At 70.6% G+C, this 20188-nt stretch carries 16 protein-coding genes; 3 read left to right on the top strand and 13 right to left on the bottom strand.

The window, feature by feature from the left end:
* Nucleotides 1–93: 93 nt before the first annotated feature.
* Together ACPT94_RS33590 and ACPT94_RS33585 are read left to right on the top strand one after the other, a co-directional pair.
* The gene (locus ACPT94_RS33590; protein ID WP_425247571.1) at nucleotides 94–1047 is read left to right on the top strand and encodes a DUF389 domain-containing protein; all 954 of its coding nucleotides are present in this window, start codon (nucleotides 94–96) and stop codon (nucleotides 1045–1047) included.
* Between the two features lie 137 nt (nucleotides 1048–1184).
* Nucleotides 1185–3020 carry a glycoside hydrolase family 15 protein gene (locus ACPT94_RS33585; RefSeq protein ID WP_425247570.1) on the top strand — a complete coding sequence of 612 codons (1836 nt, stop codon included), beginning with the start codon at nucleotides 1185–1187 and terminating at the stop codon, nucleotides 3018–3020.
* Between the two features lie 29 nt (nucleotides 3021–3049).
* Here the strand turns inward: ACPT94_RS33585 and ACPT94_RS33580 are convergent, their stop codons facing one another.
* The 11 genes from ACPT94_RS33580 to ACPT94_RS33530 all read right to left on the bottom strand — a co-directional run bounded on the left by ACPT94_RS33580 (nucleotide 3050) and on the right by ACPT94_RS33530 (nucleotide 15736).
* Nucleotides 3050–4810, bottom strand: a complete 1761-nt coding sequence (locus ACPT94_RS33580; RefSeq protein WP_425247569.1) for a cation:proton antiporter — start codon at nucleotides 4808–4810, stop codon at nucleotides 3050–3052.
* Nucleotides 4811–4852: 42 nt separating this feature from the next.
* Entirely contained in the window at nucleotides 4853–5893 is a 1041-nt protein-coding gene (locus ACPT94_RS33575; protein ID WP_425247568.1) for a cytochrome d ubiquinol oxidase subunit II, read from the bottom strand.
* Nucleotides 5890–7353, bottom strand: a complete 1464-nt coding sequence (locus ACPT94_RS33570; protein WP_425247567.1) for a cytochrome ubiquinol oxidase subunit I — start codon at nucleotides 7351–7353, stop codon at nucleotides 5890–5892. Before ACPT94_RS33570 ends, ACPT94_RS33575 begins: the two co-directional genes overlap by 4 nt.
* Nucleotides 7354–7392: 39 nt before the next feature.
* Nucleotides 7393–8187, bottom strand: coding sequence for an SDR family oxidoreductase (locus ACPT94_RS33565; protein ID WP_425247594.1), 795 nt, complete (start codon nucleotides 8185–8187; stop codon nucleotides 7393–7395).
* 206 nt (nucleotides 8188–8393) lie between these two features.
* Nucleotides 8394–9974: a GMC oxidoreductase gene (locus ACPT94_RS33560; RefSeq protein ID WP_425247566.1), complete on the bottom strand. Its 1581-nt coding sequence runs from the start codon at nucleotides 9972–9974 to the stop codon at nucleotides 8394–8396.
* A gap of 124 nt (nucleotides 9975–10098) precedes the next feature.
* Complete coding sequence (locus ACPT94_RS33555) at nucleotides 10099–11013, bottom strand: cyclase family protein (RefSeq protein WP_425247593.1); 915 nt, start codon at nucleotides 11011–11013, stop codon at nucleotides 10099–10101.
* A gap of 267 nt (nucleotides 11014–11280) precedes the next feature.
* The gene (locus ACPT94_RS33550) at nucleotides 11281–12297 is read right to left on the bottom strand and encodes an NADPH:quinone reductase (protein WP_425247565.1); all 1017 of its coding nucleotides are present in this window, start codon (nucleotides 12295–12297) and stop codon (nucleotides 11281–11283) included.
* A gap of 137 nt (nucleotides 12298–12434) precedes the next feature.
* Complete coding sequence (locus ACPT94_RS33545; protein WP_425247564.1) at nucleotides 12435–13328, bottom strand: aldo/keto reductase; 894 nt, start codon at nucleotides 13326–13328, stop codon at nucleotides 12435–12437.
* The gene (locus ACPT94_RS33540; protein ID WP_425247563.1) at nucleotides 13325–13885 is read right to left on the bottom strand and encodes a TetR/AcrR family transcriptional regulator; all 561 of its coding nucleotides are present in this window, start codon (nucleotides 13883–13885) and stop codon (nucleotides 13325–13327) included. The genes ACPT94_RS33545 and ACPT94_RS33540 overlap by 4 nt, the downstream gene beginning before the upstream one ends.
* 132 nt (nucleotides 13886–14017) lie before the next feature.
* Nucleotides 14018–14164: a hypothetical protein gene (locus ACPT94_RS33535; RefSeq protein WP_360341620.1), complete on the bottom strand. Its 147-nt coding sequence runs from the start codon at nucleotides 14162–14164 to the stop codon at nucleotides 14018–14020.
* A 312-nt stretch (nucleotides 14165–14476) separates the two neighbouring features.
* Entirely contained in the window at nucleotides 14477–15736 is a 1260-nt protein-coding gene (locus ACPT94_RS33530; protein WP_360341623.1) for a DUF418 domain-containing protein, read from the bottom strand.
* A gap of 321 nt (nucleotides 15737–16057) precedes the next feature.
* Here ACPT94_RS33530 and ACPT94_RS33525 point away from each other — a divergent pair, with 321 nt between their 5' ends.
* Nucleotides 16058–17845, top strand: coding sequence for an ABC transporter ATP-binding protein (locus ACPT94_RS33525; RefSeq protein WP_425247562.1), 1788 nt, complete (start codon nucleotides 16058–16060; stop codon nucleotides 17843–17845).
* A 422-nt stretch (nucleotides 17846–18267) separates the two neighbouring features.
* On the opposite strand, the gene ACPT94_RS33520 is transcribed toward ACPT94_RS33525, so the two are convergent.
* Both ACPT94_RS33520 and ACPT94_RS33515 read right to left on the bottom strand, forming a co-directional pair.
* Nucleotides 18268–19380, bottom strand: a complete 1113-nt coding sequence (locus tag ACPT94_RS33520) for a sensor histidine kinase (RefSeq protein WP_425247561.1) — start codon at nucleotides 19378–19380, stop codon at nucleotides 18268–18270.
* On the bottom strand, nucleotides 19377–20072 hold the full coding sequence (locus ACPT94_RS33515) for a response regulator (protein ID WP_425247560.1): 696 nt from the start codon (nucleotides 20070–20072) through the stop codon (nucleotides 19377–19379). Before ACPT94_RS33515 ends, ACPT94_RS33520 begins: the two co-directional genes overlap by 4 nt.
* Between the last annotated feature and the right edge of the window lie 116 nt (nucleotides 20073–20188).

Below are 20188 nucleotides of genomic sequence, written 5' to 3'. Positions count from 1 at the left end.
TAGCATGACGGCCGCCGGAAGTCGCGCGTCAGGGTGTCATGCCCCCGAGTCCGGCATCGGCGGCACTGGCCCTCGACGAACGGGAGTCCCTGGATGGACCTGATCCACTTCAGGATGGTGATGCCGCCTGCGCTGACCCAGCGGGCCGTCGACCTGCTCACGGCGGACGGTCACGTTCTCAACCTCGTGGTGGTGAGGTCGGCGGCACACGGCCCGGACGGCGACGCGCTCGACTGCGACGTGATGAAGGGCGCGGCCAACGAAGTGCTGGGTGGCCTGCGTGCCTTGGGGGTCGACCGCATGGGGTCGATCGCTGTCGACGATGTCGAGATGATGTTCTCGCGGCGTGCGGAGCGCATCGAGGCCGACGAGCCCAGCGCACTCGTCCACACGCCCCTGTGGGCCGCGGTCGAGGCCCATATCCGTGCGGAGGGGACCTACCTGCCCTCCTTCTACCTGTTCCTGGTCATCGCCGGGCTCATCGGTTCGGTCGGCATCATGTCGAATTCCCAGATCCTCATCGTGGCGGCCATGGTGGTCGGCCCGGAGTACAACGCGATCGCCGGCGTCGCCCTCGGACTCGACCGGGGCAACCGCCGCCGGGTACGGGAGGGCGCACGTGCGCTGACGTCGGGCTTCCTCCTGGCCATCGTCGTCACTTTCGGTTTCGCGGTGCTGTCGCGGGCCGCCCACTTCGAATCCGAGGCGTTTCAGCAGGGCCTGCGGCCTGTCTCCCACCTCATCGACACGCCCGACTTCTTCTCACTGGCGGTGGCCGCCCTCGCCGGGGTCGTCGGCATCGTCTCGCTCACCGAGGCACGCGCGAGTGCCCTGCTCGGCGTCTTCATCTCCGTGACCACGATCCCGGCCGCCTCGGACATCGCCGTCTCGCTCGCCTTCGCCGACTGGTCCCAGGCCTGGGGCTCGCTGCTCCAGCTCCTCCTGAACGTGGTCGTCCTCGTGGTCGTCGGCTATCTCACTCTTCGCCTGCAACGACGGCTCTGGCGGCGCGCGAGTCGCCCGGCCGCCGCGGAGGCGGAGGGATGACACGGGGTGGCGGGGCACGTCGGCGGGCGACGGCGCACGAGTGCGGCGGATCCGGCTCGGCGGGCCGGTGCCGAGTGCCCGGCTTACGCTGGTCGGGGGGCGTCAGCCGAGTGGCGATCAGTGCCGGAAGGGGCCCCATGGACAAGTACCCGCTGATCGAGAACCACGGTCTGATCGGTGATCTGCAGACCGCGGCGCTGGTGACCACCGACGGGACGGTCGACTGGTTCTGCTGTCCGCGCTTCGACTCGCCCAGCGTGTTCGGCGCGCTGCTGGACAAGGACGAGGGCGGACACTGCACGGTCCGGCCGGCTCACGAGACGTACGCGACCAAGCAGTTGTACTTCCCCGACACGGCGATCCTCGTGACGCGGTTCATGACCGAGGTGGGCGCGGGTGAGGTGGTCGACTTCATGCCGGTGACCGGTACGACGGCCACCCCTCGCCACCGGTTGGTCCGCATGGTCCGCTGTGTGCGCGGCAGCATGACCTTCGAGGTCGCCATCGCGCCACGGTTCGACTACGGGCGCAAGCCGCACGAGCTGCGCGTCACCGAGCAGGGGGCGGTGTTCGTCTCGGACGGACTGGAGCTGACCGTGCACGCCATCCGTGAACCGGACGACGAGCGCTTGCTGAACCAGCTCACGGAAGGGAACGATCTGCGTCTCTCGCTGAGCCTGAAAGCAGGTCAGCAGCGCGGACTGGTCCTGGAGTCCGCCGCCGACGGGCCGCCCAGAGAGATCCGGCTCAGCGAGTACCAGCAGCTCTTCGACGACACCATCCGGTACTGGCGGTCCTGGCTGAGCAGGTCGCGCTACTCGGGACGCTGGCGTGAGGCGGTGGAACGCTCCGCCGTGACGTTGAAGCTCATGACCTACGCCCCCACCGGCGCCGTGGTGGCCGCCCCCACGACGGGGCTGCCCGAACAACTGGGCGGGGAACGCAACTGGGACTACCGGTTCACCTGGATCCGGGACGCGTCCTTCTCCGTGTACGCCTTGCTGGGGCTGGGATTCACGGACGAGGCGAAGGCGTTCATCGCGTGGCTCGGTGAACGGATCAAGGAACGGGCCGGCGCCAAGGGGGGTTCCGGGCCGCTGAACATCATGTACGCGGTCGACGGCTCCTCCGATCTGAAGGAGGAGGTCCTGGAGCACTGGGAGGGCTACGAGCAGTCGGCGCCCGTCCGCATCGGCAACGGCGCCGCCACACAGCTCCAACTGGACATCTACGGCGAGGCGATGGACAGCATCTACTTCGCACACCGGCACGGGATCCATCCGGGGCACCAGGCATGGACCGAGCTGATCACCGTCCTCGACTGGCTGGCGGACCACTGGGACCAGGCCGGAGAGGGTCTGTGGGAGACCCGTGGGGGCCGCGAGAACTTCACCTACGGCCGTGTGATGTCGTGGGTCGCGTTCGACCGCGCGCTGCGGCTCGCGGAGGCCGGCGGCCGTCCGGCCGCGGCCGGACGCTGGAGCCGTGTGCGGGACGCGATCTACGAGCAGGTCATGGCGCAGGGGTGGAGCAAGCCACGCGGGGCCTTCGTCCAGCACTACGGGAGCGATGTGCTCGACTCCTCACTGCTGCGCTTGCCGACGGTCGGCTTCATCACCCCTGAGGACCCGATGTGGACCTCCACGCTGGACGCGATGGAGCAGGAGCTGGTGACCGACAGCCTGGTCTACCGGTACAACCCCGAGGCCTCACCCGACGGGCTGCGCGGGTCCGAGGGCACCTTCTCGCTGTGCAGCTTCATGTACGTCGACGCGCTGGCACGCGCCGGACGGACGAACCAGGCCAGGCTCGCGCTGGAGAAGATGCTGGGGTACGCGAACCATCTGGGCCTCTACTCGGAGGAGATCGCTCTGACGGGTCGTCAACTCGGTAACTTCCCCCAGGCGTTCACCCATCTGGCGCTCATCGACGCGGCCATCACCCTGGACGCGGCTCTGAACCGGCGACCGTGACCGGCCCGGGCCGTGTGCACCGGTGGACCCTAGGAGGGGCCGTCCGGTCCGGGTCCGAGGAGCACGAGCGTGTCTCCTTCCGCCGGAGTGACCTCCTGCGCCTGGGTGACCGGTTCGAGCCGGCCGTCGGCCCGTACGACGAAGAGCGTCTCGTGTCCCGGTGGCACCGGGTCGGAGGCGGGCCGCACGAGAAAGCGGGCCCCACGCCCATGGCGGTCCGCCAGGGCGCTCCGGACGTGCCCGGGACCGAAGAGGACGGCGCCTCCGGTGTACGGGGCGACGACGCCCTGGCTGCCGGGCGGCGGACCGATGCGGTAGACCGGTCCTTCGATTCTGTTCTGCACGACCACCGAGGCGAGAGCGTTGAAGTCGTCGTCGTCCGTGAGCAGGAGGACCGAGGTGACTCCCTCCAGCCGGGCTTCGGGGTCGGTCACCGTGGCCAGGAGTTCCCCCGGGGCCAGCTCGATCCCGGCCTGCCCGATCCGGTCTCGTTCCTGCGGGAGTCCGGCCCACATCAGCACCTCCAGACCGGCCGTGCGCAGCGACCGCGCGAGGTCGATCACCCAGGGGGCGGCGCCCACCAGCAGGGGCCTGGCCCGAGCCGACCGGACGACGCCCAGACGGGCGGCCACCGGCCGGGCCGTCAGCGCGTACACCAGGACGGTTCCGACGATCACCAGGAAGGTGACCGGCAGGATCTTGTCGGCGCCGCGCAGTCCCTTGTCGACGAGCGTGGCGGAGAACGTCGTGGCGGTGGAGGCGGCGACGATACCCCGGGGCGCCATCCAGCCGATGAAGCGCCGGTCCCCGGAGCCGACGTCCGTCCTCGCCGTCGCGCAGACGGCTACCAGTGGTCGTACCACGAGGACGAGCGCGGCGACGAGGGCCAGTGAGGGAAGCAGCAGGGGGACGACCGTGTCCGGTGCGACCGAGGCCGAGATGGAGATGAACAGAAGACCGATGACCAGTTCGACGACGGTCCCGAAGAAGGGCCGGCGTGCCGGCATGTCGAATCCGGGCAGGTTCGCCAGCGCCATACCCATGACGATCGCCGCGATGAGCCCGGTGTCGTCGAACACCATGTCGCACGCCGCGGACAGCCCGACGACGGTCGCCAGCTGCGCGAGGGTCCCCAGCGTCCCGCTGAGCCCCAGCTTTCGCAGCGCCGCCCACAACAGTGCGACGCCGACCACTCCGCCGACCAGCCCGACGGCCAGGCTCGCGACGAACGTGCCGAACCGGAATCCCTGACTTTCCTGGGACCGGACGACGGCGTGGAACACGACCGCGCCGAGGATGCCGCCGAGGGGGTCGATCAGGGACCCTTCCCAGATCAGGATCCTGCGCACCCGGTCGGTCGGTCTGACGTGGTCCAGCAGGGGACCGACGACGGTGGGCCCGGACACCACCAGGATCACGCCGATCATCGCCGCCACCGTGAGCGGGACGTCGTACAGCGCGGTGACCAGTCCCAGACAGGCTCCCCAGGTGATGAGGACCCCGAGCACGATCAGCTGTACCACGACGTTCCGGGTCCTGCCTTTCAGGTACCGCAGATCGAGACCGAGTCCGGCGTCGTAGAGGATGACGGCCACCGCGAGCGACACCAGCGGCGTGAAGTCGGGTACCAGTTGGTCGGGGTGGACGACGTCGGTGAGTGCTCCGGCGGTGAAGCCGACGGGGAGCAGCAGGATCAGTGAGGGAACCCGCAGCCGGCTCGCCAGGATCTGGGAGCCGACCGCGAGCACGACGGTCAGACCGAGTCCCAGCAGGATCTCTTCTTCGGTCACGGCGGTCTCGTCCCTGTCGAACGCGGTGGTGGGGTTCCGGGATCAGCCTTGGTCCCCTGCTCCAGGTCGCCGCAGGTCGGCGTCGGTGAGGGGTTCCAGCTCGCCCTGGGTGTCCAGCCAGTACAGGAGGGCGACGGCCGGGAAGACCAGCAGCACGGCCACCAGCGTGACGATCCCGAGCCAGTGCAGGGTGCTGGAGGCTCCCGCCCCCTCGGTGACGGTCAGGGAGGTCGGGATGAGGTACGGGCGCTGGGCCATGCCCCAGGCGATCACGGCCGAGGCGACGACCGCGACGGCCGTGACCCGCGACCAGGAGCCGGGGGTTCGCAGCAGCAGCCCGGCGGTGGCGAGCGTGGCCACCGCCGCCAGGACGACGAAGACCAGGCCGACGCCGTGGGTGAGGCCGTGCCAGACGTGCGGTGCGTCGTCGTGGGTGACGAACAGGGTGATCACGGCGAGTACGGCGACGGCGGCGAGGGCGCCGAGCGCGCGCCTGCGGAAGTAGCCGTCGAGGTCGTCCGCACGGAAGCGCCGGGCGTCGGCGGCCAGGAACACGCCCCCCAGGAAAGCCGTCGCCGCGACGGCCAGCAGACCGAAGAGGAGGGAGGTGGGATTGGACCAGGCGTCGTCCGCCGCGGGTGTGCCCGGGGCGATCCGGCCCGAGGCCACGCCGCCGGCCGCCGCGCCGAGGAAGAACGGGGTCAGCAGCGAGGAAACGGCGAACACGGCCCCGTAGAGCCGCCGCCCGGCGAGCCGTCGGCTGGGCTTGCGCAGGGCGAAGCCGGCCCCGCGCAGGAGCACGCCCACGGCGGCCAGCGTCAGCGGCAGCCACATGGCGGCGAAGACCGTCTGGAACATCACCGGGAAGCCGGTCCACATGATGACCAGGACGAAGATCAGCCAGACGTTGTTGACCTCCCAGACGGGGGCCATCGCGTGGTCGATGAGCCATCTCGGGCGCCTGCCCCGCTTCGCTCCCCCGGCTGTCAGGTCCCAGAACCCGGCCCCGTAGTCGGTGCCGCCGGCGCAGCTGTAGGCGGCGATCGCGAGCAGCAGGACGACGGCGATGACGTCGGCGATCATGATCCGTCGCTTTCGGAGGAGTCGGCGCCCGGCGCGCGGGAGTCCCCGGCCGGGACCACGGGACGCGGTCCGTAGGGGCTGTCCGTCTCCGGGCCTTCCGCCGTCCGCTGTTCGTCGGCGAGACGCCAGCGGGTGCGCATCCTCAGAAGCACGACGAGGAACGAGCCGAAGACGAACACGTATACGACGATCACCAGGCCGAACATGGTCCACAGTCCGCTGGACCGAGTAGAGGTCACCGCTTCGGCGACCCGCATGTTCTCGTAGACGATCCACGGCTGGCGTCCCACCTCGGTGGTGATCCAGCCGCATTCCACGGCCACGACGGAGGCGACGCCCGCGCACGCGGCGACGCGGTAGAACCATTTCGACTCGGGCAGCCGGCGGCGGCGCAGCCACACCACTCCGTACCACAGGGCGAGCAGCGCCAGCAGGGAGCCGATGCCGACCATGGTGTCGAAGGCCCAGTGGGCGATGGTCGCCTGGGTGGCGTTCGGCCGGTCGGCGGCCGGTACGGAGGTCAGCCCGGTCACCTTGGTGTCCGGGCTGAAGCCGGCCAGGATGGAGTCGAACTGCGGGATCCTGATCCCGCCGGAGATGCTTCCGTCCGGATGGAGACGGCCGAACAGGTACTCCGGCACATGGGTGTCGGTCTTCCAGACGATCTCCATCGCGGCGAACTTGACCGGTTGTTTGTGGAACACCTGCCGGGCGATGGAGTCGCCCAGCATGAACTGGACGGGTGTGAACACCGCGGCGACGGTGAACGGGACGGCGAAGCCGAGACGGTGGTAGCGGTCCCGGCGCCCGCGCAGCCACCCGGTGGCATACACACCGGCCACGACATAGCCGGCGGTCACCAGCATGGCCACCATGAAGTGCCAGTACTCCGGCCCGAACATGGGCGTGAAGATCGCCTTCCAGACCTTCACGTCGCTGGGGTTGCCCTCGGCGTCGAGCGTGAAGCCTCGCGGCGTGTTCATCCAGGAGTTGGCGGCCAGGATGCCGAAGGCCCCGAGGAGGGCGGCGGCAGGAAGCGGAAGAGCGAGCAGGAAATGGGTGCGGGGCTTCAGACGGCGCCATCCGTACAGATAGATGGCGATGAGCACCGCCTCCAGGAAGAAGGCCCATGCCTCGACGCCGAAGCCGATGCCGAACACGTCCCCCCAGCGGCCCATCAGGCCGGGCCACAGCAGGCCGAACTCGAAGGACAGGACCGTGCCGGTGACGACGCCGATCGCGAACTGAACCGCCATCACGGCCGACCAGCGCCGGGCCAGCAACAGGGCGGTCGGATCGTCTTTGCGCAGCCCGTATCCGTGCACGATGAGAGTGATCAGCGGCAGCGCCACGCCCAGCGGCACCAGGATGATGTGAGAGGCGAGGGTGAAGGCCATGAGCGATCTGGCCGGCAGCATCTGCGGCGGAGCGTCGGCCAGCAGGTGGATCGTGGTGTGCATACGTGTCTCCCGGAAAGCCGACGAGGCCGGTGAGCGAGGTCAGCCGCCGGTGGCGAACCCGGGAAACAGGGTCATTCCCCCGTCCACGTAGAGGGTGGTTCCCACGACGTAGTCCATGAGGTCGGAGGCGAGGCCGACGGCCGCGTGCGCGATGTCCGCGGGGTCGCCGACGCGCCCGTACGGGATCAGCCGCAGGAGGTCGCGCTCGGCGTCCGGCGTCGCCCAGGCGTCGCGGTTGATGGGGGTCCTGATGGCCCCGGGGGCGATCGCGTTCACGCGGATCCTCTTCGGGGCGAGTTCCTGCGCCAGGGTCTCCATCATCATCTGCACGCCGCCCTTGGAGCTTGCGTAGTTGACGTGTCCAGACCACGGGATGAGCTGGTGCACCGAGCTCATGCAGATGATCTTTCCCGCGGCGCACGACACCTCGGGGACGACCCCGCGACGCAGGAACTCCTTGGTCGCCTCCCGGGCGCAGAGGAACTGCCCGGTGAGGTTGACGTCCAGTACCTTCTGCCACTGGGCGAGGGTCATCTCGGTGAACGAGGCGTCCCGCTGCAGTCCGGCGTTGGCGACGAGGATGTCGATCGTCCCGAACTCCTCGACCATGCGCTCGGTCATGGCGACGACCTGGTCCTCGTTCGAGACGTCCGCCTCGTACGCCGCCGCCTTCACCCCGAACGAGGTGATCTCCTCGACGACCTTCTCGGCTTCCTCCCGGCCGACGACGTAGTTGACGACCACGTCCGCGCCGGCCCGGCCCAGGCCGATGGCGGTGGCCTTGCCGATCCCCGAGTTGGCCCCGGTCACCAGCGCCTTCTGGCCCCGGAGCAGGTGGGCGGGAATCACGTCCTGAGGTGTCCCCTCGATGGAACTCACGGTCGACTGCCTCCTCGGCTGCGTGGCACCGTCCGGGCTGGTCGCGGCCCGATGGGTTTGTTCCTCACACCATCACCGCGGGCGGCAGGCGGCATCCGCAGCGGGTCGGTGTTGCGCTGCCTGGCCGACGGCGTTCGCTCACTCGGAGGCGGCGCCGGCCTTCAGCCCAGCCGCTCCAGCAGGTGGTCGCCCACGCGCAGGGCGTTCGCGATGGCCGTGAGGGACGGGTTGACCGCGCCGATGCTCGGGAAGAAGCTCGTGTCGACGACGTAGAGGTTGTCCACCTCGTGGGCCTTGCAGTTGATGTCCAGGGCCGAGGAGGCCGGGTCGTCGCCGAACCGGACGGTGCCGGCCTGGTGGGCGGTGGCGCCGATCGGCATCCCCTTGTGCAGGTAGATGCTGTGGGGCAGCAAGTGGTGCTCGTGCATGCCCAGATGGCCGAGCATGTGCTGGAGTTTGTGCCGCAGGCGCTTGAGGCCGGCGATGTTGTTGCTCTCGTCGAGCGCGAGGTGGATACGGCCGTCTCCGTCCAGGGTGACGCGGTTGTCGGGGAGCGGAAGGTCCTCTCCGCACAGCCAGAAGTCGACGGCGTGATGGGCCAGGACCTCGAACGGCATGTCCGGGGCCACCGCTCCGGCCCAGCGCGGGGCCTCGCCGTGGATCTGGTCGGCGTCCGACTTGCCGAGCATCTGGATCCCGCCGAGGGGGTAGTCCCAGTCGTCCGCGCCGAGGTACCAGTCGTGCAGGGCGAGCGTCTTCTGGAACTTCGTGTCGTTGGGTTCCTTCGACACCGCCATCAGGGCGAGGTTGTTGTGCCGCATGTAGTGCCGGCCGACCACGTCGGAGCCATTGGCCAGGCCCCGGGGGTGGTGGTCGTTCGCCGAAGCGAGAAGCAGCACGGCCGAGTTGACCGCCCCGCAGGCGACGACCACGACATCGGCCGAGTAACGGATCTCCTCGTCGCCCGCGATCCGGGCCACGACCGTGTTGACACTGCGCCCTGTCCCATCGGTCTCCAGCTTGGTCACACGGGCGTTGGTGACCATCTCGACGTTGGGGTACCGCAGGGCGGGTTCGACGCAGATCACCTGGGCGTCGGACTTGGCGCGCACGAGGCACGGGAAGCCGTCGACCCGGTCGCAGCGGATGCACACGCTCGAATGGGCCGCCCGGCCGTCGCCGTCCTGGGTCAGATCGACGCCGATGGGCAGGTGGAAGGGGTGCAGGCCCTGCTTCTCCAGGTCGTCGCTGAGCTGCTGGATACGCGGCTCGTGTTCGACGGGCGGGTACGCGTACTGGTCACTGACGGGGCCCTCCCAGGGGTCCTCGCCGTGCCGTCCGTGGACCAGGTAGAGGTGTTCCGCCTGGGTGTAGTACGGCTCCAGGTCCTCGTAGCGGATCGGCCAGGCGGGTGAGACCCCGTCGTGGTGGCGCAGTTCGCCGAAGTCCTCGGGCCTCAGCCGGAACAGGGCCGCGCCATAGAACTTGGTGTTGCCGCCGACGTAGTAGTTGACCTCGGGCGGGAACTCCCGGCCGTGCTTGTCGAGCCAGAACTCCGGGGCCCGGTACTGGCCTCTGACGAACACGGCGGTGGAGTCCCAGTTGTCCCGCTCGCGCGGGAGATAGTCGCCGCGTTCGAGGACGAGCACCCGTTTTCCGGAAGGGGCCAGCCGGTGGGCGAGCGTACCGCCGCCGGCGCCGGTGCCGATGATGATGACGTCGTAGTGGGGAGCGTCGCCCACGCGGACCACCGTCCTCGGGTTCGCGGCCCCGGGTCCCGCCGGGACCTGACACGGCCGTTCCCCCCTTCGAACGTATACGCCCTTCGTCCGCTCGGCACCCGGGAGCGTCTTCGTACCGCCGCGGTCAGAGCACGGCGATCGGATTCACCGGTGAGCCGGTGGCCGCCGGCAGCCGCAGCGGCGCGACCACGCACAGGAAGTGCCAGCGGTCCAACTCCGCGCACACCGGTGCCAGTTCCTCGAAGTCCAGGTAGTCCATCAGGTGCACACCCATCGCATGTATCGCCAGCACGTGCACGGGGAACGCGATGCCCGCCACCGCGCTCGGCGCCGTGTCGTTGTTGCCGTCCGAGCCCAGGACGGCGACGCGTCGCTCGGCCAGGAAGCCCATCGCCCTCGGATGGAGGCCGACCCTGGCCTGCGCCGCGTTCCACGCCCCGGCTTCCCGGCGCCGACGGCGGTGCCCGACGCGCACGAACAGCAGGTCTCCCGGCCCGGTCCGGACCCCTTGGGCGGCCTCGGCCGCCGTGAGGTCGTCGGTCGTCACCTGGTCGCCGGGTTCGAGCCAGGGCACTCCGCGCGACCGTGGGATGTCCAGGAGCACGCCGCGGCCGACGATTCCGTCATGGAGCAGGTCGAGAGCGAGCGCACGGGCGCCGCCCGGCGTCACCGTGCCGGCCGGGACGCCTCCGTGGAGCTCACCGTCGAACATCACATGGCACAGCGCGTCGAGATGGCTGTCCGTGTCACCGTGCACGTTCATGGCGAAACGGTCGCGGGCGAAGTGCAGCCCGGCGGCTTCCGGGCCCCGGGGGGCGGTCGCCGTCATGCTGTGGGTCGCGGGCTCCGGGTTGTCCGGCCCGGGCCGCGTCTCGATGGGCGCGGCCAGGGACACGGTGCGTCCGTACCGCACCTCGGCGGCGGCCGCCCTCACACGCTCGGGGGTCAGATGGACCAGAGCTCCGCGGCCGTGCTCCTCGCCGGTCCGCGCCTGATCCCGCAACTGTTCGTACAGGGACCGGAACGCCTCCTCGGACATGAGCTGCGCCGCCGCTCGGTCGGGTGTCGACGGGTGCGGATGTGACGTCATCGGAACCGACCCCCTGCGCCTGGTCCGTCCGGGGTGTTTCCTCCAATCTCCGGTGCCGTTGTTCCCCACGCACCCCGGGCGTCACTGCCGCAGGCTCGCGCGCCCGCCCCCGCCCGGCCGTCCACGACCGGGCTTCAGCGGTCTGCCGCAGATCATGTGGCCCCCCCAGCCGGTCCCCGGGACGGCCGTGGCGTTCGCGCGGTAGCCGACTGGACTTCATGGTGCGACGTCCACCAGTACCTTGCCGACCGCGCCGCTCTCCACCGCTCGGTGCGCGTCGGCGGTACGGTCGAGGGGAAAGCGGATCAGCGGCAGGCCGTGCTCCTCGCCGACCGGCAGGGCGCCGCCGCGGACGGCGGCGGCGACGTCCTCAACGGCCGCGGCGCGTGCCTCCGGACCGGCCGTGAACAGCACGATGAACTGAAAGCGCGTGTTCAGCACCATGTTCTGCAGCGCGTCCAGTTCGACCGGCTTGCCACCGTCGTTGGCGTAGGTCGCGATCGTGCCGCGCGTCCGCAGCACGTCCAGGTCCAGTGCGAGGTTGGCGCCGAGCGCCACCTCGGCGACGATGTCGACGCCGTGCGGGGCGATCTTGCGAATCTCGGCGGCCGGGTCGCCCTCGCGATAGTTGATCACGTGGTGGGCCCCGGCAGCAGTGGCCAGCCGTGCTTTCTCCGGGCCGCTGATCGTGCTGATCACGGTGGCACCGGCCCATCGGGCGAGCTGGATCACCGCGTGCCCTACCGCCCCGGCCCCGCCTGCGGCGAGCACCACCCTGCCGTCAAGTGCCCCGGGCTGCAGACGGCGTGGCCCGCCCTCGGCGACGGTGAGCGCGCGGTGCGCGGTGAGCGCGGGGACGCCGAGTGCGGCGCCCACGTCGAACCCGGCCTCGTCGGGCAGCGGCATGGCCCGATCGGCGGGCACGACGGTGAACTCGGCTGCGGTGCCGGTGGGCCGCCCGGCGGCGGCCATGAACAGCCAGACCCGCTGGCCGACCTGGCTCTGGTCGATCCCCTCACCGACGGCGTCGATTGTGCCGGCGCCGTCGAGGTGCGGGGTGACCTCTGGGAATCCCTTCGGTATGGCGCGGGACCGGGCCTGCCAGTCGGTCGGGTTGACCCCGGACACGGCGACCCGGACGCGAACCTCGCCGCGGCCGGGGGCGGGCAGGTCACGGTCGACGAGCTGAAGAACGTCGGGGGCGCCGTTGTCGCGGTAGATGATGGCCTTCATGAACCGTCCTCAGGGTCCTTGCAGTCTGGTGGAGCGGGGAGTCCCTGCGGCCTGGCGTTCCGTCAGGGCGTCCGGCGTGTGGTGTGTGGTGTGGTCGCGGTGTGGTGTGGTCGCGGCCCGGGTCGTGTGGCTTCCGGTCAGCCGATGGGGACCTCGTGGGAGCGGGACTCGACGGCACCGAGGGTGGCGAGGGTCGCTGCGTCGAAGGTGATCTCGCTGACCGCCATGTTGGCCTCCAGGTGGGCGGCGTCGGCGGTGCCAGGGATGAGCAGCACGTTCGGGGCACGGTGCAGCAGCCAGGCGAGGCCGACCTGGGCGGGCGTGACGCCCAGGGACACGGCCACGGCGTGCACGGCCGGCTCGTCGGCTACTTTGGGCAGGCCCGGGAAGGCCCCGCCGAGCGGGAAGAACGGCACCCAGGCGATGCCCTCGGCCACGCACAGCTGCAGCATGTCCTCGTCGTCGCGGGAGACGAGACTGTACGCGTTCTGCACGCAGACGATGCCGGCCGGCAGGGCGCGGCGCAGGCCGTCGAGGGTGACGCTGCTCAGGCCGATCGCGCCGATCTTGCCCTCGTCGCGCAGGGCGGTCATCATCGCGAGCTGGTCGTCGAGGTCGACGACCTGGTCGCCCTCCGGACGCAGCCCGGGGCCGGTGTCCAGGCGGCGGAGGTTGACGACGGCCAGCCGGTCGACGCGCAGGCTGCGCAGGTTGTCCTCGACGCTGGCGCGCAGTTGCTCGGGCCGCTGTGCCAGACGCAGCGGCAGGTGTCCGCCGGGGTCGGGGTCAGCGCCGACCTTCGTGACGACCAGGACGTCGTCCTCGGGGCGCAGTGCCTCGCGGATCACGTCGTTGGCGAACCCGAAGCCATAGAACTCGGCGGTGTCCACGTGGTCGACGCCCAACTCGACCGCGCGGCGCAACAGCGCGACGGCGTCGCCGCGGCGGTCGTGCAGGCGCTCGAGCTGCAAGGCGCCGTAGCCGATCCGGAAAACGGTGCGGGCGGCCAACGAAGCGGTCGAGGTGGTCATGACGCTGTCTCCTCAGTCGGTGATCTCAAGGCGGTGTACAGCAGTTCGGCCTGGTAGAGCGCCATGACCCGGTGGGCGATCGGAGTGGCGCGCTCCCGGGCCTCGGCCGGTTCGTGGCGCTCGACCTTGACCAGCCACGCCATGACGCAGTCGTGCAGCATCGCGCGCATGCGGTCGGTCATGTCGACGACGATGTCGCGGACGGCCTGGTCGGTGGTCGCCTCACCCCAGGTCTGCACGCCGACCCGGGCCTCGGCCGGGTCGATCGCGGCGATCAGGTGGGAGAGCAGTTCGTCAGGGCTGGGCGGGGCGTCGCCCGCGGCGTACTCGCCGAGGACGTCGGCGCGTCTGGCAAGCACCTCGCGGGCGGCGGCCCGAACCAGATCGGCCTTGTTGCGGTAGTGCGCATAGATAGAGCCGGCCGAGAGGCCGGACTCGGCGGTGATGTCGGCGATCGAGGTCCGCTCCAGACCGTTGCGGCCGAAGCAGCGTACGGCGGCCTCCGCGATCTGCGTACGCCGGAGTTCCTTGCGCGCGTCGGTGAGCCGCGGCACCACACCCCCACAAAAAGAATCGCGATTCTGCTTGCAAGGGCCCACGCTAACAGAACGGCTGTTCCTTTTGCGGTGGGTGAGTCGCGTACGAACAGGTCCGCTCGTGACGGCCCGGGCCTGTTCGCGATGGGTTCGTCAGACGGACGGCAGCCAGTCGGTGCGCGCGGGCTCGGCTGTCGCGCTCTCCGGATCCCGTTCCGCGGCGGCGGCGATCCGCTCCGCCGCCGCCAGTCCCGGCTGACGGCCCTGCACTCCGAAGGTGTGGAGCACCGCGTCTGCCACGACCGACGCCTTTCGCCGTCTTCCACTGGTCGGCGTCGACAGGATGGGCCCGAGGCCGCCACTTACGCTTCCCTGCGTCCCATCAGCGTCCCAACCACCGACCCCACCCGCCTGTCGGGCCGTCCGCTCCAGTCCGCGAGAGTCACCGAACGATTCATAACCGCAGGTCAGCGAAGCACTCAACTAAAGATCACCGCATCACCGCTGAACTCACGAGCAGCGGATGGGCGTTGGGGCAGCAGCGGCAGATGCCGGATCCATGAGCGGCCCGGGCCGGGGTGGAGTGTGGAGGTTCACACCCCGGCCCGGGTCTCATCGGATGTGCTTCGCAGGCTTGGTGGCGGCGTTGAGCAGGTACTCCAGGGGGCCGCGGCGGAAGAAGCGGGACCAGATCGCGGCGAACAGGATGGCTGCGAGGATGTACATGATCAGGGGCAGCCAGGACTGCTGGGTGCCGGTTCCGGCGGGCGTGGACAGTGCGGTCTGTGCGAGGAAGTGGCCGACGTAGGCGGTCAGGGACATGGTGCCCACGGCGATGACCGGCTTGGCCAGGCGGCGCAGTCGCGGCAGGCGGTCCATCGCCACCGTCGCGCCCACGATCACGAGGATCGCGATTCCGACGCTGCCGATGATGTCGAACGTGGTGCCGCTGTGCGGGCCGGCCGTCAGGAGCGTCGACGACGGCATGTCGGGGAACGACCCCCCGTCGGGCACCGACCCGCTGTCGAGGGGCACAGACCCGGAGCCGCCGGACGACGGCCCGTCTTCCGCGAGGCTCCGCAACGCGCCCTTGCCGGCGAGCAGCAGGGACATGCCGTAGGCGGCCGCGGTGAGGGTGGCGCCGAGCGCGGCCAGGCGCTTCTGGATGGTGCCGCAGGAGAGGTCGAGGCGGCCCAGCGCCATGCCCGCGATGACGAACGACATCCAGGTGAGCGCCGGGTAGAAGCCGGTGAGCAGCAGATCGAGGACGCCGACCTCGCTGAGGTGGCGGAGCGGGTCGTAGGTGTTGATGCTCTGCTGAACCGACGGGGTCAGCAGCGAGGTGAGGACGAACGCCAGCTGCGGTGTGACGAGGGCGAACGCGGCCGCGATGATCGCGAGAGTCCTGGCGCTCAGTCGTACCAGGGGCAGGGCGAGGAGGAAGTAGACGCCGTAGAAGCCGAGGATGATCACGCCCCCGTACTCCATCGCCATCACGGTGCCCAGCGCCAGCAGGATCACGGCGCGGATCGCGATGCGGGCCCTCGCCTGCCGGCCCGCCTGGCCGGTCTTGGGCTCGCGGCGGCCGGCGAGCAGCATCAGTGAGAACCCGGCGAGGGTGGCGAACAGGACCGACGAGTGGCCGTCCGACATGTATCGGATCCAGCTGGCGACGCCAGTCGTGGCGGACAGCGGGGGGCCGATGTGCACGACGTACATGCCGAACACCGCCAGCGCGCGGGCCAGGTCCACCCCGACGAGGCGTCCCATCGAGGGACCGGGCGAGGCCGGGGACTCGGGGGAGGTCTGGGGCGGCGGAGGCGAGTTCTCCTGCGGAGCTGACGTCTCCTGCGGCGGCTGTGTCTGTGTCATACGGAGAACCTCGCGTGGGCGTCCGGGGGCGGACCATCCGGCAGTCTTCGGGCTCTCCCCCGCCGATCGGCGGGTACCTCCCTGCCGACTGACGGAGTCTCGTCCTGACCCGTCGGTCCGGTGCGACCGGACGGGCGGTGTTGTTCAGCCACTTGGCGGGGGTGGACCCGACGGTTGCCGGATGGGCGCGTGGCGGCCGGGCTTGAAGGCTGGAGGCATGACAGACCGCGCCGGCACAAGGAGCGCGAGGACTGCCTGCCCCGGCACTTCGGCCCGCGTACCGGGTTGTGACGCCGCGACGCTGCAGAAGAAAGGAACTTCGTGAACACCGCATCCGCTCCGACGACGGATGAGCCGTCCCTGTCCGCCCGGGAGACGATCAAGGCACTGGGCGCGTATGTGCGGCCGCACCGGTGGGCGGTCGCCCTCGGTCTGTTGTGCGCCCTGGTCGGGACCGCCGCGGGGCTGCTGCAGCCGCTGGCCACGAAGGCGCTGGTGGACCGGCTGGCCTCCGGCGAGACCATCGCCGGGATCCTGATCGCGCTCACCGTGCTGGTGGTGCTGGGCACGGCGGTCGAGGCGTTCGGCGCGTACGTGCTGGAGCGGACGGCGGAGTCGGTGGTCCTGGCCGCGCGACGCACCCTTGTGGGGCGGCTGTTGCGGTTGCGGATCGCGGAGTGGGAGCGGATCGCGCCGGGCGATCTGATGTCGAGGGTCACCTCGGACACCACGCTGCTGCGGGCGGTCAGCACCCAGGCGGTCGTCTCCGCGGCCACCGGCGCGGTGGCCTTCGTCGCGGCGGTGGTGGTGATGGCGTTCCTGGACGTCGTGCTGCTGGGTGTGACGCTCGGTGTGATCGTGTTGGTCGGTGGGGCCGCCGCGCTGGTGATGCCACAGATCGCGCGGGCCACCGAGCGGTCGCAGGAGGCGGTCGGGGAGATCTCCGTCGGATTGGAGCGGTCTCTCGGGGCGTTTCGCACGGTGAAGGTGTCCGGTGCCGAGGAGCGGGAGACCGCCCGGGTGGAGGCGGCGGCACGGCGGGCCTGGCGGCACGGTGTGAAGAGCGCGAAGTGGGAGGCCGTGGCCGGCTCGGCCGACGAACTCGCCGTACAGCTGGCCTTTCTCGCGGTGCTCGCCGTCGGCGGGGCGCGCGTGGCGTCCGGGGAGATCCCCGTGTCCACCCTCATCGCCTTCCTGCTGTACCTCTTCTATCTGATCGAGCCGGTGTCCAGGCTGGTCGACGCCGTGACCTCCTATCAGGAGGGGGCGGCCGTGGTCTCCCGCATCGCGGCCGTGGAACGCCTCTCGACGGAATCGCCCGCTCGGCGGACAGGCGCCCTGCCCCGGCAGGGGACAGCCGCCCCGGGTCCGGCGTCGGTCCGTTTCGAGGACGTGTCCTTCCGCTACCGTCCGGGCCTGCCGTACACCCACCAGCAGGTGAGTTTCGAGGTGCCCGGTGCCGGGATGACGGCCTTCGTCGGTCCTTCCGGCGCGGGCAAGTCGACGGTCTTCGCGCTCATCGAGCGGTTCTACGAAGCCACCGGCGGCCGGGTCCTGGTCGACGGCAAAGACGTACGGGACTGGTCCCTGGGCGAGCTGCGGTCCGCCATCGGGTACGTGGAGCAGGACGCTCCGGTGCTGGCCGGCACGCTACGGGAGAACCTGGTCTTCGCGGCGCCCGGTGCGACGGACGACGCCCTCCGCGACGTCCTGACCCGCACGAAGCTCGACACCCTCGTGGAGCGTCTGCCCCACGGCCTGGACGCCCCGGTCGGCCATCGCGGCTCGAAGCTGTCGGGCGGTGAGCGGCAGCGCGTCGCCATCGCCCGCGCCGTCCTGCGCAAGCCCCGGCTGCTGCTGTTGGACGAGGCGACCTCGCAACTCGACGCCGTCAACGAGCTGGCGCTGCGGGACGTCATCGCGGACGTGGCCAGGGAGACCACTGTGCTGGTGGTGGCCCACCGCCTGTCGACGGTGACAGGCGCCGACCGGATCGTCGTCATGGACGCCGGCCGGGTCCGGGCCGTGGGCACCCATGAGGAACTGGTGGACCAGGACCGGCTGTACGCGCGGCTGGCGGCCACCCAGCTCCTGGCACCCGCGCGATGACCCACCACACGCAGGGTTGTCCGGTCGTCCACTGCCCCAGTCCCGGCCGGACGACCCACGCACCGACACCCACCTGGCTCATGGGTACGCCCACCAGATCGCCCACCGCGACGCGCAGGGCCATCCCGGCTTACGAGGTGTGGTGCGTGCCGTGCTCCTATGCGGGGCCGGCCTTGGCTGGTGGCGCTCCGCAGGCATCGAGTACGTCGCCTTCGGAATCAACACCGTGAAGTGAGGCGGCGATCAGGACTGTCAGCCTGGTGCCGGGATCCTCACCGGGCTGACGCGGCACCGGACACGGTCAGGACGGGGAGCTGGACGAGCGGGCGAGCCGACGGAGCACGGTCCAGGGGCGCCGGCGTCCGTTGCCGGCCGCGGCTCACGCGTGGGTCTTGTGAGCCGCAAGCCGACGGAACAGCATGTCAGTCCGCGCTGAGGGGAACCCTCAGCCGCACCCGGTAGCCGCCCTGCGCGGTCGGGCCCGCGTCCAGGGTGCCGTGCAGGATCTCGGCCCGTTCGCGCAGACCGACCAAGCCCTGCTGCGATCCAGGCAGGGAGAGGGAGGGGCGCGTGGGAGGGGTGTTGGTGACGGTCACTCCAATACCGTCCCCGTCCTGCCACAGCTCCACGCGAGCGTTGGCGCCGGGGGCGTGCTTGCGGACGTTGGTCAGCGCCTCCTGAACCGTGCGGTAAAGGGCGCGTTGGGCGGGTGTGCCCACGGTGGGCGGCAACTCACCCGTCAGCTCCGTGTGAGTGCCGCTGGATTCCACCAGTTTGCGCAGGTCGGCCAAGGTGGGCTGCGGCGCCGGCTCGGTGGATCTGCCGCCGGAGGCGCGCAGCAGCGTGACCATGGTGCGCAGCTCGTCGAGGGTGGTGACGCTCAGCGAACGGATCGTGCGGGCGGCCTCCTTGGCGTCCGCGTCCTTGGCGGCGACCTGCAACGCCCCGGCCCGTACGGCGATCAGGCTGACCTGGTGGGAGACCACGTCGTGCATCTCGCGGGCCAGCTGGGCGCGTTCACGGGCGAGCACGGCCTGGGCGTGCAGGGTCCGCTCGTGCTCCCTGGCCTCCTCGACCTCGGCCAGCCGCCGCGCCAGGTCCCGTCGTGCCTGGAGAAGCTGGCCGAAGAGGACCGGGGCGACGCTGGTTGCCAGGCCGTACACGAAGAAGACCAGCGTCATGGTCCGGTCCGCCTCGGCCAGGGGCCACGGCGTACTGCTCGCGACGGCGGCCAGGACGACGCACACCGCGAGGAGACGGCGGTTGCGGGAGCGTTCGGCCAGCGTGAACAGCGCCGCGAGCACAGCGACGGCGACATCCTGCATCAGCGCGATGGGCAGGGTGAGCAGGAAGACGCCGAGCGGGAACCTGCGCCGGAACGCCAACGCGGCGCAGCCGACCGCGGCCAGCGTGGCCTCGGGGCGCGTGTGCTCCCACATGTCCACCACCAGCACATCCACGGCCGCCACCGCCACCAGGACGATGTCGACGACCGGCGCGGGAACCCGCTGCCACACGGCACGGGCACGGCTCATCGGCCGGCCTCCGACCGCGTGCGCTCGTCGAGCAGCCCGGCCCGCTGTGCGAGCAGCGCGGCCTGCACCCGGCTCGTCACCCGCAGCTTCGTGAGGATCGCGCTGACGTGGTCCTTCACCGTGCCCGCCCCCAGGTGGATGCGCGCCCCGATGTCGGCGTTCGACAGCCCCTCCGCCACCAGGACGAGGACGTCGCGCTCCCGCGCGGTGAGCAGCCGGACCCGCGCGGCCTCCTCGTCGACGGCCGCCTCGGTGCCGGGGTGGCTGTGCAGCAGCGTCCGCGACGCCCTGGGCGACAGCACCACACCGCCCGCGACCAGGGTCCGCACCAGGTGGGCCAGCTGTTCCGGCTCCGTGTCCTTGAGCAGGAAACCGGCCGCACCGGAGTGCAGCGCGGTCAGGATGTACTCGTCGGCGTCGAACGTCGTCAGCATCGCCACCACCGGCGGATCCGGCATCGTCCGCAACTCGCGCAGGACGGTGAGCCCGTCGACGTCCGGCATCCGGATGTCCAGCAGCACCACGTCCGGCCGCTCCCGCCGGACGGTCTCCACCGCGTCGCCGCCGCTCGCGGTCGCGACGACCTCGATGTCCTCGGACGCGCCCAGAATGAGTTCGAAGCCCGAGCGGACCAGTGCCTCGTCGTCGACCACCACTACCCGGATCACGCGCTCCGCCTCACCTTCGTTCATGCCTACGGCCCATGCCGATTCGACCCTAAAGCCACGTAGAGCCCTTGCGACCCGGCGAGCGGCAGCTCCAGCCACACAGCGGGGTAGCACCCACCACTCGGCAGGGACACCGCAGC

It is taken from the genome of Streptomyces aurantiaciflavus (assembly GCF_049808595.1).
GTDB lineage: Bacteria > Actinomycetota > Actinomycetes > Streptomycetales > Streptomycetaceae > Streptomyces.
This window is presented reverse-complemented; position numbering and strand designations above follow the sequence as displayed.

Excerpts from the sequence above, each read along its gene's own strand:
- ACPT94_RS33585 (WP_425247570.1), top strand. The coding sequence starts at position 1,185 with ATGGACAAGTACCCGCTGATCGAGAACCACGGTCTGATCGGTGATCTG.
- ACPT94_RS33555 (WP_425247593.1), bottom strand. The coding sequence starts at position 11,013 with ATGTCCGAGGAGGCGTTCCGGTCCCTGTACGAACAGTTGCGGGATCAG.
- ACPT94_RS33550 (WP_425247565.1), bottom strand. The coding sequence starts at position 12,297 with ATGAAGGCCATCATCTACCGCGACAACGGCGCCCCCGACGTTCTTCAG.
- ACPT94_RS33575 (WP_425247568.1), bottom strand. The coding sequence starts at position 5,893 with ATGATCGCCGACGTCATCGCCGTCGTCCTGCTGCTCGCGATCGCCGCC.
- ACPT94_RS33545 (WP_425247564.1), bottom strand. The coding sequence starts at position 13,328 with ATGACCACCTCGACCGCTTCGTTGGCCGCCCGCACCGTTTTCCGGATC.
- ACPT94_RS33520 (WP_425247561.1), bottom strand. The coding sequence starts at position 19,380 with ATGAGCCGTGCCCGTGCCGTGTGGCAGCGGGTTCCCGCGCCGGTCGTC.
- ACPT94_RS33530 (WP_360341623.1), bottom strand. The coding sequence starts at position 15,736 with ATGACACAGACACAGCCGCCGCAGGAGACGTCAGCTCCGCAGGAGAAC.
- ACPT94_RS33515 (WP_425247560.1), bottom strand. The coding sequence starts at position 20,072 with ATGAACGAAGGTGAGGCGGAGCGCGTGATCCGGGTAGTGGTGGTCGAC.
- ACPT94_RS33590 (WP_425247571.1), top strand. The coding sequence starts at position 94 with ATGGACCTGATCCACTTCAGGATGGTGATGCCGCCTGCGCTGACCCAG.
- ACPT94_RS33570 (WP_425247567.1), bottom strand. The coding sequence starts at position 7,353 with ATGCACACCACGATCCACCTGCTGGCCGACGCTCCGCCGCAGATGCTG.